This is a genomic window from Pseudomonas rhodesiae, assembly GCF_013285305.1.
GTDB classification, from domain to species: Bacteria; Pseudomonadota; Gammaproteobacteria; order Pseudomonadales; family Pseudomonadaceae; genus Aquipseudomonas; species Aquipseudomonas rhodesiae.
Genome location: NZ_CP054205.1, coordinates 4,836,436 through 4,850,804, shown reverse-complemented (window position 1 = coordinate 4,850,804; position 14,369 = coordinate 4,836,436). Strand labels below are relative to the sequence as shown.

Annotated in this window: 14 protein-coding genes; 11 read left to right on the top strand and 3 right to left on the bottom strand. The window is 59.9% G+C overall.

The features are described 5' to 3' along the window. The first annotated feature begins 85 nt into the window (after positions 1 to 85). Together HRH33_RS21965 and purT are read left to right on the top strand one after the other, a co-directional pair. Positions 86 to 553 carry a VUT family protein gene (locus tag HRH33_RS21965; protein ID WP_034100344.1) on the top strand — a complete coding sequence of 156 codons (468 nt, stop codon included), beginning with the start codon at positions 86 to 88 and terminating at the stop codon, positions 551 to 553. A 69-nt stretch (positions 554 to 622) separates the two neighbouring features. Beyond that, positions 623 to 1,804 (top strand): formate-dependent phosphoribosylglycinamide formyltransferase, encoded by a 1,182-nt coding sequence (gene purT / locus HRH33_RS21960; protein WP_017139720.1) that lies wholly within the window; start codon positions 623 to 625, stop codon positions 1,802 to 1,804. Positions 1,805 to 1,887: 83 nt separating this feature from the next. Here purT and HRH33_RS21955 read toward each other — a convergent pair whose 3' ends face one another. The 3 genes from HRH33_RS21955 to HRH33_RS21945 all read right to left on the bottom strand — a co-directional run bounded on the left by HRH33_RS21955 (position 1,888) and on the right by HRH33_RS21945 (position 5,544). Further along, positions 1,888 to 3,198 carry an MFS transporter gene (locus HRH33_RS21955; RefSeq protein ID WP_167416639.1) on the bottom strand — a complete coding sequence of 437 codons (1,311 nt, stop codon included), beginning with the start codon at positions 3,196 to 3,198 and terminating at the stop codon, positions 1,888 to 1,890. Positions 3,199 to 3,480: 282 nt separating this feature from the next. Then, positions 3,481 to 4,719: a transporter associated domain-containing protein gene (locus HRH33_RS21950; protein ID WP_167416640.1), complete on the bottom strand. Its 1,239-nt coding sequence runs from the start codon at positions 4,717 to 4,719 to the stop codon at positions 3,481 to 3,483. Positions 4,720 to 4,731: 12 nt separating this feature from the next. Further along, positions 4,732 to 5,544 (bottom strand): cytochrome C assembly family protein, encoded by an 813-nt coding sequence (locus HRH33_RS21945; RefSeq protein WP_167416641.1) that lies wholly within the window; start codon positions 5,542 to 5,544, stop codon positions 4,732 to 4,734. 219 nt (positions 5,545 to 5,763) lie between these two features. Here HRH33_RS21945 and ffh point away from each other — a divergent pair, with 219 nt between their 5' ends. From ffh to thrC, 9 genes are all read left to right on the top strand, one after another. Continuing rightward, the gene (gene ffh, locus HRH33_RS21940) at positions 5,764 to 7,140 is read left to right on the top strand and encodes a signal recognition particle protein (protein WP_034100336.1); all 1,377 of its coding nucleotides are present in this window, start codon (positions 5,764 to 5,766) and stop codon (positions 7,138 to 7,140) included. Between the two features lie 250 nt (positions 7,141 to 7,390). Next, entirely contained in the window at positions 7,391 to 7,642 is a 252-nt protein-coding gene (gene rpsP, locus HRH33_RS21935; protein ID WP_003238923.1) for a 30S ribosomal protein S16, read from the top strand. A gap of 5 nt (positions 7,643 to 7,647) precedes the next feature. Then, on the top strand, positions 7,648 to 8,184 hold the full coding sequence (gene rimM / locus HRH33_RS21930; protein WP_103387582.1) for a ribosome maturation factor RimM: 537 nt from the start codon (positions 7,648 to 7,650) through the stop codon (positions 8,182 to 8,184). Next, complete coding sequence (trmD, locus tag HRH33_RS21925; RefSeq protein WP_024077235.1) at positions 8,166 to 8,939, top strand: tRNA (guanosine(37)-N1)-methyltransferase TrmD; 774 nt, start codon at positions 8,166 to 8,168, stop codon at positions 8,937 to 8,939. The genes rimM and trmD overlap by 19 nt, the downstream gene beginning before the upstream one ends. Before the next feature lie 45 nt (positions 8,940 to 8,984). After that, complete coding sequence (rplS, locus tag HRH33_RS21920) at positions 8,985 to 9,335, top strand: 50S ribosomal protein L19 (RefSeq protein WP_003175895.1); 351 nt, start codon at positions 8,985 to 8,987, stop codon at positions 9,333 to 9,335. Between the two features lie 109 nt (positions 9,336 to 9,444). Next, positions 9,445 to 10,341: a site-specific tyrosine recombinase XerD gene (gene xerD, locus HRH33_RS21915; protein WP_040269350.1), complete on the top strand. Its 897-nt coding sequence runs from the start codon at positions 9,445 to 9,447 to the stop codon at positions 10,339 to 10,341. A gap of 140 nt (positions 10,342 to 10,481) precedes the next feature. Beyond that, on the top strand, positions 10,482 to 11,213 hold the full coding sequence (gene dsbC, locus HRH33_RS21910; protein WP_034100330.1) for a bifunctional protein-disulfide isomerase/oxidoreductase DsbC: 732 nt from the start codon (positions 10,482 to 10,484) through the stop codon (positions 11,211 to 11,213). 129 nt (positions 11,214 to 11,342) lie between these two features. Further along, the gene (locus tag HRH33_RS21905) at positions 11,343 to 12,647 is read left to right on the top strand and encodes a homoserine dehydrogenase (RefSeq protein ID WP_034100328.1); all 1,305 of its coding nucleotides are present in this window, start codon (positions 11,343 to 11,345) and stop codon (positions 12,645 to 12,647) included. A gap of 103 nt (positions 12,648 to 12,750) precedes the next feature. Continuing rightward, positions 12,751 to 14,160, top strand: coding sequence for a threonine synthase (gene thrC, locus HRH33_RS21900; protein WP_167416642.1), 1,410 nt, complete (start codon positions 12,751 to 12,753; stop codon positions 14,158 to 14,160). Positions 14,161 to 14,369: the final 209 nt, after the last annotated feature.

The window sequence follows — 14,369 nt, the reverse complement described above, 5'->3', positions numbered from 1 at the left end:
GGGCTTGCCCCCGATAAGGCCCCCAGACGACATCTGTCTTAATGTGAAGTACCCTGTGCCCCTTATACACAGGGCCCATCCCGCCATGCTCTTCCTGATCGCCTATATCAGCAGCGTCGTGCTGATCAACTTTGCCTTCTCCACCGCCCCGCACCTGGATGTGATCTGGTCCGCCTGGGGTGGCCTGGTGTTTATCCTGCGCGACATGGTGCAAACCCGCTTCGGCCACGGCGCGATCATCGCCATGCTGGCCGCGCTGGTGCTGTCCTATATCACCTCCGACCCGTCCATCGCCCTGGCCAGTGCCACGGCATTCGCGGTGTCCGAGTGCATCGACTGGCTGGTGTTCACCATCACCAAGCGCCCGCTCCACGATCGCCTGTGGATAAGTTCGGCGCTGAGCATCCCCCTCGATACGTTTATCTTCTTCGGCCTGATCGGCGCGTTGACGCCGATGGTGGTGGGCACCGCGCTGGTGTCGAAATTCGCCGGGGTCACTGCGGTGTGGCTGATCATGGCCTGGCGCGTGCGCAAACGGGCGGTCGCCAACTGAGGCCAATTTTTACAGTTCATGTAAAATGCCGGCCTTTCTCCCCATGATCCGCTCCCCTGAGGACCTGAGATGACCCGAATCGGAACTCCATTGTCGCCAACCGCGACCCGCGTTTTGCTGTGTGGCTGCGGTGAACTGGGCAAGGAAGTGGTAATCGAACTGCAACGCCTGGGCGTTGAAGTGATTGCCGTGGATCGTTACGCCAATGCGCCGGCCATGCAGGTGGCCCATCGTAGCCATGTGATCAACATGCTTGACGGCGCCGCCCTGCGTGCGGTGATCGAAGCGGAAAAACCGCACTTCATCGTGCCGGAAATCGAAGCCATCGCCACCGCTACCTTGGTGGAGCTGGAGGCCGAAGGCTTCACCGTGATCCCGACCGCACGCGCCACGTCGCTGACCATGAACCGTGAAGGCATCCGTCGCCTGGCCGCCGAGGAACTGGACCTGCCGACCTCGCCGTACCACTTCGCCGACACCTTCGAGGACTACAGCAAGGCCGTTCAGGACCTGGGCTTCCCGTGTGTGGTCAAGCCGGTGATGAGTTCGTCGGGCAAGGGCCAGAGCCTGTTGCGCAGCGCCGATGACGTGCAGAAAGCCTGGGACTATGCCCAGGAAGGCGGACGTGCCGGTAAAGGCCGGGTGATCATCGAAGGCTTTATCGATTTCGACTACGAAATCACCTTGCTGACCGTGCGCCATATCGGCGGCACCACGTTCTGCGCGCCCGTTGGTCATCGTCAGGAAAAAGGCGACTACCAGGAATCCTGGCAGCCACAGGCCATGAGCCCGATTGCCCTGGCCGAATCCGAGCGCGTGGCCAAGGCCGTGACCGAGGCTCTGGGCGGACGTGGTTTGTTCGGCGTGGAATTGTTCATCAAGGGCGATCAAGTGTGGTTCAGCGAAGTATCGCCGCGCCCGCATGACACCGGCCTGGTGACCCTGATTTCCCAGGACCTGTCGCAATTCGCCTTGCACGCACGCGCCATTCTCGGCCTGCCGATCCCGTTGATCCGTCAGTTCGGACCATCGGCGTCGGCGGTGATCCTGGTGGAAGGGCAGTCGACCCAGACCGCTTTCGCCAATCTCGGCGCGGCTTTGAGCGAGCCGGATACGGCATTGCGTCTGTTCGGTAAGCCAGAAGTGAATGGCCAGCGCCGCATGGGTGTGGCGTTGGCGCGGGATGAGTCGATTGAAGCGGCTCGGGCCAAGGCTACCCGTGCTTCCAAAGCGGTTGTTGTAGAACTCTAAAAGCATCGGGGGCAAGCCCCCTCCCACTTTGATTTGTGAATACAGTCAAATGTGGGAGGGGGCTTGCCCCCGATAGCGGCCTATCAGCCCACCCTGTTCAAATCGTTATCCCGCGTCTCCTTCAGGCACAGCACCGCAATCAAACTGAGCAGTGCCGCCGCCGACACATACCCGCCCACATAACTCAGCCCGCCCATTGCCACCAGCTTGGTCGCGAAAAACGGCGCGGCCGATGCGCCAACGATGCCACCCAGGTTATACGCCGCCGAAGCTCCGGTATAACGCACGCGGGTCGGGAACAGTTCCGGCAGCAAGGCGCCCATCGGTGCGAACGTCACGCCCATCAGAAACAGCTCCAATGCCAGGAACAAGGCCACGGTCCAGGTGGAACCATGGGTCAGCAGTGGTTCCATGGTGAAACCGGACAGAATCGCCAGAATCGCACCGACGATCAGCACGGGTTTGCGGCCATAGCGGTCGCTGGCCAAGGCGGCAATCGGCGTGGCCAGGCCCATGAACAACACGGCGAAGCACAGCAGGCCGAGGAACGTCTCGCGGCTGTAACCCAGGGTGGAAACACCGTAGCTCAGGGAAAATGCGGTGGTGATGTAGAACAGCGCATAGCACACCACCATCGACGCGGCGCCCAGCAGCACTGGCAACCAATGCTGGCTGAACAGCTCCACCAGCGGCACTTTCACTGGCGCTTGCTTGGCCACGGCCTTGGCGAACACCGGCGTTTCATGCAGCTTCAGACGCGCATACAGGCCTACCATCACCAGCGCGGCGCTGAGGATAAACGGGATGCGCCAGCCCCAGCTGCGGAACTGTTCGTCGCTCAGGCTCATGGCCAGGATCAGAAACAGGCCGTTGGCCGCCAGAAACCCAATGGAAGGGCCCAATTGCGGGAACATGCCGAACCAGGCGCGCTTACCCTTGGGCGCGTTCTCAGTCGCCAGCAGCGCCGCGCCACCCCATTCGCCGCCAAGGCCCAGGCCCTGGCCGAAACGCAGCACACACAACAGGATCGGCGCCCAGGCTCCAATGCTGTCATAGCCGGGGAGCAAGCCGATCAGCGTCGTACACACGCCCATCAGCAGCAACGAAGCCACCAGTGTGGACTTGCGGCCGATGCGATCGCCGAAATGGCCGAACAGTGCCGAACCCAGCGGGCGGGCAATAAAGGCGATACCGAAAGTGAGGAAAGATGCCAGCATCTGCGCGGTGCCTGAACTCTGCGGGAAGAACACCGGGCCGATCACCAGTGCCGCAGCGGTGGCATAGATATAGAAATCATAGAATTCGATGGCAGTGCCGACGATGCTCGCGGTAGCGACCCGTGCGGTGGAGTTGCTCGGGGCGGCGGTCGCGGCCTCGTTATAGGTGGTGCTCATGGCAGTATCCCTGACGGTCGTTGCGCGTTTGGACGCGGATTATTATTGGTCGAACACCCATGGATCAGGGTTGCACGCGGGGCGGCTCGGGATGGGAGCGAACACCGGTCGGACATGGTGAATCGATGCCTGGACGCGCTGAGTGCGGGTAGCACGCGGTCTGGCAGAGCTTGGATAAGCCGCAGGGATTATAGGAAGGGGGGTGGAATTGTAACAAGGCCTGACACGGTGCAAATCAACCTGTGGAGAAGGGGCCCACGTTTAGTTTTGGTTGATCAGAAGTTATGCGGCGACAGGCATTCTGCTGGTATGCCAGATCAACACCTTGCTCACGCGGTTATCTTCGGTCTCGAGGATTTCCAGGCGGTAACGCCCGATCTTCAGGCACACCGCGCAATCCGGGATGGTCTCCAGTGCTTCGGTCACCAGGCCGTTGAGGGTTTTGGGGCCGTCGCTGGGTAAGTGCCAGCCCAGGCTTTTGTTCAGCTCACGGATCGAAGCGGCGCCGTCGATGATGTAACGACCATCCGGCTGGGCCTGGATGTGCGGGTTATCCGCGTTTTGCTCGCTTTCGAATTCGCCGACGATTTCTTCGAGGATGTCTTCCAGGGTGACAATCCCCAGCACTTCACCGTACTCGTCCACCACCATGCCCAGACGACGCTGCTGCTTGTGGAAGTTCAGCAGTTGCAACTGCAGCGGCGTGCTTTCCGGAACGAAGTAGGGGTCGTGGCAGGCGGCGAGCAACGCCTCTTTGGTCAGGCTGGCGTCGGGCAGCAAATGCTGGATCTGCCGCGTATTCAACACCGCCTGCACCTGGTTGATATCGCTGTGGAACACCGGCAAGCGCGTACGCTCGGAGGTGCGCAGTTGTTCGATGATCGCTTCGATCGGTTCGTCCAGGTTGATACCGTCGACTTCACTGCGCGGCACCAGGATGTCATTGACCGTGATGTTGTCCAGGGCGTGGATGCCGGGCATGCCGTGGGCTTGGCTTTTATCGGTTGCCTGCTCCGGTTCGTCATCGTGATCGGGCAGCGGCTCGTCGCTTTTTTTGACTGCGCCAGTCTTGCGGGCGAAGGGACGCAATAGCATCAGGCTGATGCCATTGAGCAGCCAGGCCAGGGGATAGAGGAGCTTCAGTGGCACGCCCAGCAACGTATTGCCAAAGCCGAGCACCGCTTGCGGATGACGGGTAGCCAGGGCCCGGGGCAGGTAGTCGGCCAGCACCAGGAGGACCGCGCAAGAAATCAGCCAGCCCAGCCACGGACCGTTTTCCGCCCAGGCGTAAATCGCCAGCAGCGTACACAGAATGACCACCACCCCACGGCACAGCGTATTGCACAGGATCAGGCTGTCACGCGGGAAATTCAGGCGGGCGGCGGCCTTGTCGCCCTGGCGCGTGCCGGGGCGCAGGGCAAGTAGGTGTTGCTGGGCGGCTTCTATGGCGGTAAACAGCCCGGCCCATAACACCAGCAGGGCGATTACCGCGAGCATCGGCCCCAGGGGCAAATTGTCCATGATCGCTGCCCGTCAGATATGCAGGATGTATTCGCGAACCAGCTTGCTGCCGAAATAGGCCAGCATCAGCAGGCAGAAACCGGCCAGGGTCCAGCGGATTGCCTTATGCCCGCGCCAGCCGAGACGGTTACGGCCCCACAACAACACGCTGAACACCACCCACGCCAGGCAGGCCAGCAGGGTTTTATGCACCAGGTGCTGGGCGAACAGGTTCTCGACGAACAGCCAGCCGGAAATCAGCGACAGCGACAGCAACGTCCAACCGGCCCATAGGAAACCGAACAGCAGGCTCTCCATGGTTTGCAGCGGTGGGAAGTTCTTGATCAGGCCCAATGGGTGTTTGTGCTTGAGCTGGTGGTCCTGCAACAGCAGGAGCAGGGACTGGAACACGGCAATGGTGAACATGCCGTAGGCCAGGATCGACAGCAGGATGTGGGCGAGAATGCCGGGTTCTTCGTCGATCACCTGCACGGTACCGGTGGGTGCGAACTGCGCCAGCAGCACCGTCAACATGCCCAGTGGGAAGAGCAGCACCAGCAGGTTTTCTACGGGAATGCGGGAGCAGGCGAGCAGCGTCAGGGCAATCACCGCGGCGGCGATCAGGCTGGCGGCGCTGAAGAAGTCCAGGCCCAGGCCGATCGGCGTCATCAAATGGGTGAACAGGCTCGCGGCATGTGCCAGCAGGGCGAGGACGCCCAAGCCGACCAGCAGGCGTTTGTCGGCCTTGGCGCATTGGGCCAGGCGGGTGCCCTGATAGAGGGTCGCAGCGGCATATAAAAGAGCGGCGGCGAGGCTGGGTAGCAAACTGGGTGGCAAAGGGAGCATAAATCCTGTTAGGCAAGCCCGAAAGGCGCTGAGTTTGGCATACACCTGCGTTCCACGAAAGACTCCCGCGCCAGACAGCGGGTGTGCATGGGCGCAGTCTTCGCTATAATCCGCGACCTGCCCCCGCCGCAGGCTCGCCGGCCGCTGTTTCTAATAGCGATTTACCACAGCCTGGGCCGCCATTACCTCGGTCTACCATAGGGCCTGAAAGGATCGCGCATGTTTGAAAACTTGACTGACCGTCTCTCGCAGACGCTGCGCCACGTTACCGGCAAGGCCAAGCTGACCGAGGACAATATTAAAGACACCCTGCGCGAAGTGCGCATGGCACTGCTGGAAGCCGACGTCGCCTTGCCTGTGGTCAAGGACTTCGTCAACTCGGTCAAGGAGCGCGCGGTCGGCACCGAAGTGTCCCGCAGCCTGACTCCGGGCCAGGCGTTTGTGAAAATCGTCCAGGCCGAACTCGAAAGCCTGATGGGCGCTGCCAACGAAGACCTCAACCTCAGCGCCGTGCCACCGGCCGTCGTGCTGATGGCCGGTCTGCAAGGCGCGGGTAAGACCACCACCGCCGGCAAGCTGGCGCGCTTCCTTAAAGAGCGCAAGAAAAAATCGGTGATGGTGGTGTCGGCCGACGTGTACCGTCCGGCGGCCATCAAGCAGTTGGAAATGCTTGCCGGCGAAGTGGGCGTGACCTTCTTCCCGTCCGACCTGAGCCAGAAGCCGGTCGACATCGCCAACGCTGCTATTAAAGAAGCCCGGCTGAAGTTCATCGACGTGGTTATCGTCGATACCGCCGGTCGCCTGCACATCGACGAAGAGATGATGGGCGAGATCAAGGCGCTGCATGCCGCGATCAACCCGGTCGAAACGCTGTTCGTGGTTGACGCCATGACCGGCCAGGACGCGGCGAACACCGCCAAGGCCTTCGGCGACGCGCTGCCACTGACGGGCGTGATCCTCACCAAGGTCGACGGCGATGCCCGTGGCGGTGCCGCTTTGTCGGTGCGCTCGATTACCGGCAAGCCGATCAAGTTCATCGGTATGGGCGAGAAGAGCGAAGCGCTCGAACCGTTCCACCCTGAGCGTATCGCCTCGCGCATCCTCGGCATGGGCGACGTGCTCAGCCTGATCGAGCAGGCCGAAGCCACCCTCGACAAGGACAAGGCCGACAAGCTCGCCAAGAAACTGAAGAAGGGCAAGGGCTTCGATCTCGAAGACTTCCGCGACCAGCTGCAACAAATGAAGAACATGGGCGGCCTCGGCGGCCTGATGGACAAGCTGCCAAACATCGGTGGCGTGAACCTGGCGCAGATGGGCAACGCCCAGGGCGCGGCAGAGAAGCAGTTCAAGCAGATGGAAGCCATCATCAACTCCATGACCCCGGCCGAGCGCCGCGACCCTGAGCTGATCAGCGGTTCGCGCAAGCGTCGGATCGCCATGGGTTCCGGCACTCAGGTGCAGGACATCGGCCGCTTGATCAAGCAGCACAAGCAGATGCAGAAGATGATGAAGAAATTCTCCGCCAAAGGCGGCATGGCCAAGATGATGCGCGGCATGGGCGGTATGTTGCCCGGCGGCGGCATGCCGAAAATGTAAAGAATTCGAGCAAGGGCTCGCTCTTGCTCCGCCCCACAGGGATGTGGGATCTCCAGCAAACCCGCCGTTGGCGGGTGCTGACTCGCTGTTTTAACCGACGGCTCTCCAGCAGATCTGAGTGGTACGCCCATAGGCGCCAGAAAAAGACATTTGCAAAAGTCCGGATATTCCTTAGAATATGCGGCCTTTCGGGCACCTATGCCCGCTGTGCATTTAGATTTGCAGCACCGACTACAGGAACGATGTTCACATGCTAACAATCCGTCTTGCCCTTGGCGGCTCCAAAAAGCGCCCGTTTTACCACTTGACCGTAACTGACAGCCGCAACCCACGTGACGGCTCTCACAAGGAACAAGTTGGCTTCTTCAACCCGATCGCTCGTGGTCAAGAAGTCCGCCTGTCCGTGAACCAAGAGCGCGTAGCCTACTGGCTGAGCGTTGGTGCACAGCCTTCTGAGCGTGTTGCCAAGTTGTTGAAGGACTCGGCTAAGGCCGCAGCCTGAGCAATATGAGCGCGACGCCAGCGGTTGCTGATGATTTGATCGTTATCGGCAAGATTTATTCTGTTCATGGCGTTCGCGGCGAAGTGAAGGTGTATTCCTTTACTGATCCGACTGAAAACCTGTTGCAGTACAAGACCTGGACGCTCAAGCGCGAAGGTAGTGTGAAACAGGTCGAGCTGGTCAGTGGACGCGGGAGCGATAAGTTCCTGGTCGCAAAGCTCAAGGGTCTTGATGATCGTGAAGAAGCCCGTCTTCTGGCCGGTTATGAGATCTGCGTGCCGCGCAACCTGTTCCCTGAATTGACCGAAGGCGAGTACTACTGGTACCAGCTGGAAGGTCTGAAGGTTATTGATCAACTGGGGCAATTGCTCGGGAAAATCGATCATCTTCTGGAAACCGGCGCCAATGATGTAATGGTGGTCAAGCCTTGCGCTGGCAGCCTGGATGATCGCGAACGCCTATTGCCCTATACCGAGCAATGCGTGTTGGCCGTCGACCTGGCAGCGGGCGAGATGAAGGTGGAATGGGACGCGGACTTCTAAGCGTGGCTAATTTGCGCATTGAAGTGATCAGTTTGTTTCCCGAGATGTTTTCCGCCATCAGCGAGTACGGCATCACCAGTCGGGCGGTGAAACAGGGGCTGTTGCAGCTTACCTGTTGGAACCCGCGAGACTACACGACGGATCGACATCACACTGTGGACGATCGCCCATTTGGCGGTGGCCCGGGCATGGTGATGAAGATCAAGCCCCTGGAAGACGCGTTGGTTCAGGCCAAGGCAGCTGCCGGGGAGAAGGCGAAGGTAATTTACCTGTCCCCTCAAGGCCGTCAGCTGAAACAGGCGGCGGTACGCGAACTGGCGAATGAGGAAGCACTGATCCTGATTGCCGGTCGCTATGAAGGCATTGACGAGCGGTTTATTGAAGCTCATGTCGATGAAGAGTGGTCGATTGGGGACTATGTTCTGTCTGGCGGCGAGCTGCCAGCGATGGTCCTGATAGATGCGGTTACACGACTGCTGCCTGGAGCTTTAGGGCATGCGGATTCCGCGGAGGAAGACTCCTTCACGGATGGTCTGCTGGATTGCCCGCACTACACCCGACCGGAGGTGTATGCGGATCAGCGTGTTCCCGACGTATTGCTAAGTGGCAATCACGCACACATCCGGCGTTGGCGTTTACAGCAGTCCCTTGGTCGGACCTATGAACGACGCGCCGATCTTCTGGAAAGCCGCTCGCTTTCTGGAGAAGAGAAGAAGCTGCTCGAGGAATACATCCTCGCGCGGGACGATAGTTAACAACGTATCGATGGTAGGTCCATTGACTTACCTTAGGAGCACAGCATGACTAACAAAATCATCCTTGCACTCGAAGCAGAGCAGATGACCAAAGAGATCCCTACCTTTGCCCCGGGCGACACCATTGTCGTTCAGGTGAAAGTGAAGGAAGGCGACCGTTCGCGTCTGCAAGCGTTCGAAGGCGTGGTAATCGCCAAGCGTAACCGTGGTGTGAACAGTGCTTTCACTGTTCGTAAAATCTCCAACGGTGTTGGCGTAGAGCGTACTTTCCAGACCTACAGCCCGCAGATCGACAGCATGGCCGTTAAGCGTCGCGGTGACGTACGTAAAGCCAAGCTGTACTACCTGCGTGACCTGTCCGGTAAAGCAGCTCGCATCAAGGAAAAACTGGCTTAAGTCCAGCTTCCGATGCAGAAAAAAGCAGCCTACGGGCTGCTTTTTTGTGCCTGCGATTTAAGGTCCGCGCTAGGATCTCTTTTCTATCTATTTTCCTGTTCGAGCCCCCATGCCTGCCATTGACCACCCTCTGATCGACCGTTTCCTCGACGCCCTTTGGTTGGAAAAAGGCCTGTCGGATAACACTCGTCAGGCTTACCGCAGCGACCTGGCTCTGTTCAATGGCTGGCTGCAGGAAAAGAACCTCGAACTGATCAACGCCGGGCGTGAATTGATCCTTGATCATTTGGCCTGGCGCTTGGAGCAGAACTACAAGCCGCGTTCCACGGCGCGATTTCTCTCGGGCGTGCGAGGTTTCTATCGCTATCTGCTGCGGGAAAAACTCATCGCTCTCGACCCGACCTTGCAAATCGATATGCCGCAGTTGGGTAGGCCACTGCCTAAATCCCTGTCGGAAGCCGACGTGGAGGCCTTGCTCAATGCTCCTGATCTGAGCGAAGCCATCGGTCAGCGCGACCGCGCGATGCTGGAGGTGCTGTACGCCTGCGGTCTGCGGGTGACCGAGCTGATCAGTCTGACCTTGGAGCAGGTCAACTTGCGCCAGGGCGTGTTGCGGGTGATGGGCAAGGGCAGCAAGGAGCGGTTGGTGCCGATGGGAGAGGAGGCGATTGTGTGGGTCGAGCGCTACATGCGTGACGCGCGCAGTGAACTGCTCGGCGGGCGGCCCAGTGATGTGCTGTTCCCCAGTCAGCGTGGCGAGCAGATGACCCGTCAGACGTTCTGGCACCGCATCAAGCACCAGGCCAAGGTCGCCGGGATCGGCAAGGCGTTGTCGCCCCACACGCTGCGCCATGCTTTCGCCACGCATTTGCTCAATCATGGTGCGGATTTGCGCGTGGTGCAGATGCTGCTCGGCCACAGCGATTTATCCACAACCCAGATCTACACCCATGTGGCGCGTGCGCGCTTGCAGGATATGCACGCCAAGCACCATCCGCGCGGCTGAAAACCGCCAATTTATTCCGCCACGGGCTGCCCTGCGGCCCAACTGTGGTAGGCTTTGCCGGTTAGCAAAGGGGACGGTCCCGGCCCGTGTTTCCAGATCGGTGTTCCTTCCCGTCCCTGCATCTGCCTTCAGGAGTTCCCATGCGCTTGACCCAGATTATTGCCGCCGCAGCGATTGCGTTGGTTTCCTCGTTTGCCTTCGCTGATGATGCTGCCGAGCAGACCATTCGCAAGAGCCTGGCCAATCTGCAGCTCGACACACCGATCGAAAGCATCAGCGCCAGCCCCATGGCCGGTCTGTACGAGGTCAAGCTCAAGGGCAGCCGCGTGCTGTACGCCAGCGCCGATGGTCAGTACATCGTCCAGGGCTACCTGTTCCAGCTCAAGGACGGCAAGCCCGTCAACCTGACCGAGAAGGCCGAGCGCCTGGGCGTGTCCAAGCTGATCAATGGCATTCCCGTGGCTGAAACCGTGGTCTACCCGGCCATCGGCGAAACCAAGACCCACATCACCGTGTTTACCGACACCACCTGCCCGTACTGCCACAAATTGCACGCCGAAGTGCCTGAGCTGAACAAGCTGGGTGTGGAAGTGCGCTACGTCGCGTTCCCGCGTCAGGGGCTGGGCTCGCCGGGCGATGAACAACTGCAGGCCGTGTGGTGTTCAGCCGACAAGAAGGCGGCGATGGACAAGATGGTCGACGGTAAGGAAATCAAGGCCGCCAAATGCGCCAACCCGGTATCCAAGCAGTTCGCTCTCGGCCAGTCCATTGGCGTGAACGGTACACCGGCCATCGTATTAGCGGACGGCCAAGTGATTCCGGGCTACCAGCCGGCACCACAAGTTGCCAAACTGGCGCTGAGTGCCAAATAAACCAGCATCGTCGAATCTTTGACGATCGTGGTCCGCCGATGAGTCGACGGACCATTAATTGAAAGCCGCAGTTGTGCGGCTGTTTTCCACGGCCGACCTAGCGTCGGCCGTTTCATGGGGAGTTCTTCAGTGAAACCGGTCAAAGTAGGCATCTGTGGGTTAGGGACCGTCGGTGGCGGCACCTTCAACGTCCTTCAGCGTAACGCTGAAGAAATTTCGCGCCGTGCAGGGCGTGGAATTGAAGTGGCGCAAATTGCCACGCGTTCGCCAAAGCCTCAGTTCCAAACGACCGGTATTGCGATTACCAACGATGTCTTCGCCGTGGCCACCAACCCTGAAATCGATATCGTCATCGAGCTGGTCGGGGGCTACACCGTGGCCCGCGAGCTGGTGCTCAAAGCCATCGAGAACGGCAAGCATGTGGTCACCGCCAACAAGGCGCTGATCGCCGTGCATGGCAACGAAATTTTCGCCAAGGCCCGCGAGAAGGGCGTGATCGTGGCGTTCGAAGCCGCAGTGGCCGGCGGTATCCCGGTGATCAAGGCGATCCGTGAAGGCCTGTCGGCTAACCGTATCAACTGGGTGGCCGGCATCATCAACGGCACCGGTAACTTCATCCTCACCGAAATGCGCGAGAAGGGCCGCACCTTCGAAGACGTGCTGGCCGAAGCCCAGGCTCTGGGCTACGCCGAAGCCGATCCGACCTTCGACGTGGAAGGCATCGACGCGGCACACAAGCTGACCATCCTGGCGTCCATCGCCTTTGGTATCCCGCTGCAATTCGACAAGGCCTACACCGAAGGCATCACCAAGCTGACCACCGCCGACGTCAACTACGCCGAAGCCTTGGGCTACCGCATCAAGCACCTGGGCGTGGCTCGCAGCACGCCGGCGGGTATCGAGTTGCGTGTGCACCCGACGCTGATCCCGGCCGACCGCCTGATCGCCAACGTCAATGGCGTGATGAACGCGGTGATGGTCAACGGTGACGCCGCAGGTTCGACCCTGTTCTACGGCGCCGGCGCCGGCATGGAGCCTACGGCTTCGTCGGTGATCGCCGACCTGGTGGACGTGGTTCGCGCCATGACCAGCGACCCGGAAAACCGTGTGCCGCACCTGGCCTTCCAGCCGGACTCGCTGTCGGCCCATCCGATTCTGCCGATCGAGGCGTGCGAAAGCGCCTACTACCTGCGCATCCAGGCCCAGGATCACCCGGGCGTGTTGGCTCAGGTGGCCAGCATCCTGTCGGAGCGGGGCATCAACATCGAGTCGATCATGCAGAAGGAAGTCGAGGAGCAAAACGGCCAAGTGCCAATGATCCTGCTGACCCACCGCGTGCTCGAACAGCACATTAACGATGCCATCCAGGCACTGGAAGCGCTCCAGGGTGTGGTTGGGCCGGTTGTACGGATTCGCGTCGAACATTTGAATTAATCCAGCTGCAAGCTATTAGCTGCAAGCTGCAAGTAAAAGCCGATCAGCTTTAACCTGCCGCTTGTAGCTTGAAGCTTGAAGCTCAAACCAAAGGTTTGCTTTTATGCGCTACATCAGCACCCGCGGCCAGGCACCGGCCCTGAATTTCGAAGACGTCCTGCTGGCAGGTCTTGCCACCGACGGCGGTCTGTACGTGCCGGAAAACCTGCCACGTTTTACCCAGGAAGAAATTGCCTCCTGGGCTGGCCTGCCGTACCACGAGCTGGCGTTTCGGGTGATGCGCCCGTTCGTCACCGGTAGCATTCCAGATGCGGACTTCAAAAAGATTCTGGAAGAAACCTACGGCGTGTTTTCCCACAGCGCCATCGCACCGTTGCGTCAGTTGAACGGCAACGAGTGGGTCTTGGAGCTGTTCCACGGCCCGACCCTGGCGTTCAAGGACTTTGCGCTGCAACTGCTGGGTCGCCTGCTGGATTACGTGCTGGCCAAGCGTGGCGAGCGCGTGGTGATCATCGGTGCCACCTCCGGTGATACCGGTTCGGCGGCGATTGAAGGCTGCAAGCACTGCGAAAACGTCGACATTTTCATCCTGCATCCGCACAAGCGGGTGTCGGAAGTGCAGCGCCGTCAGATGACGACTATCTTCGGCGACAATATCCACAACATCGCCATCGAAGGTAACTTCGATGACTGCCAGGAAATGGTCAAGAACAGCTTCGCCGACCAAAGCTTCCTCAAGGGCACGCGTCTGGTGGCGGTGAACTCGATCAACTGGGCGCGGATCATGGCTCAGATCGTCTACTACTTCCACGCAGCCCTGCAGTTGGGCGGCCCAGCGCGTTCGGTGTCGTTCTCGGTGCCGACCGGCAACTTCGGCGACATCTTCGCCGGTTACCTGGCGCGCAACATGGGCCTGCCGATCAACCAATTGATCGTCGCCACCAACCGCAACGACATCCTGCACCGCTTTATGAGCGGCAACCAGTACGTCAAGGAAACCCTGCACGCGACCTTGTCGCCGTCCATGGACATCATGGTGTCGTCGAACTTCGAGCGTCTGCTGTTCGACATGCACGGTCGCAACGGTGCGGCCATTGCCGGTTTGATGGACAACTTCAAGCAAGGCGGCGGTTTTAGCGTCGAGGAAGAGCGCTGGACCGAAACCCGCAAGTTGTTCGATTCCCTGGCCGTGGACGATGCACAGACCTGCGAAACCATCGCTGAAGTCTATGCCCAGACCGGCGAGCTGCTCGACCCGCACACTGCCATCGGCGTGAAGGCCGCACGGGAGTGCCGTCGCAGCCTGGATATCCCGATGGTGATCCTGGGCACGGCCCACCCGGTCAAGTTCCCGGAAGCGGTGGAAAAGGCGGGCGTTGGCAAGGCGCTGGAGTTGCCGACGCACCTAGCGGACCTCTTCGAGCGTGAAGAACGTTGCACCGTACTGGCCAATGACCTGAAGACCGTGCAGGCGTTTGTCAGCCAACACGGTAACCGAGGCAAGCCGCTGTAAGGCTGATTTGCCCGCGTAAGAGACGCCGCTTTCCCATTCGTGGGGCAGCGGCGTTTTTTTTTCGTTCGCCTCCGATAAACCCGCCAACACCTGCCATCGCGTGATCAGCGATAAGCCGCCGTTTTTTGCTTGTCATGTTCCAAGCGCAAGCTGAGCTGGATACCCCGAATGTCCATAGCGACGAAAAAGCGAACTTTCCTACGTGGCAA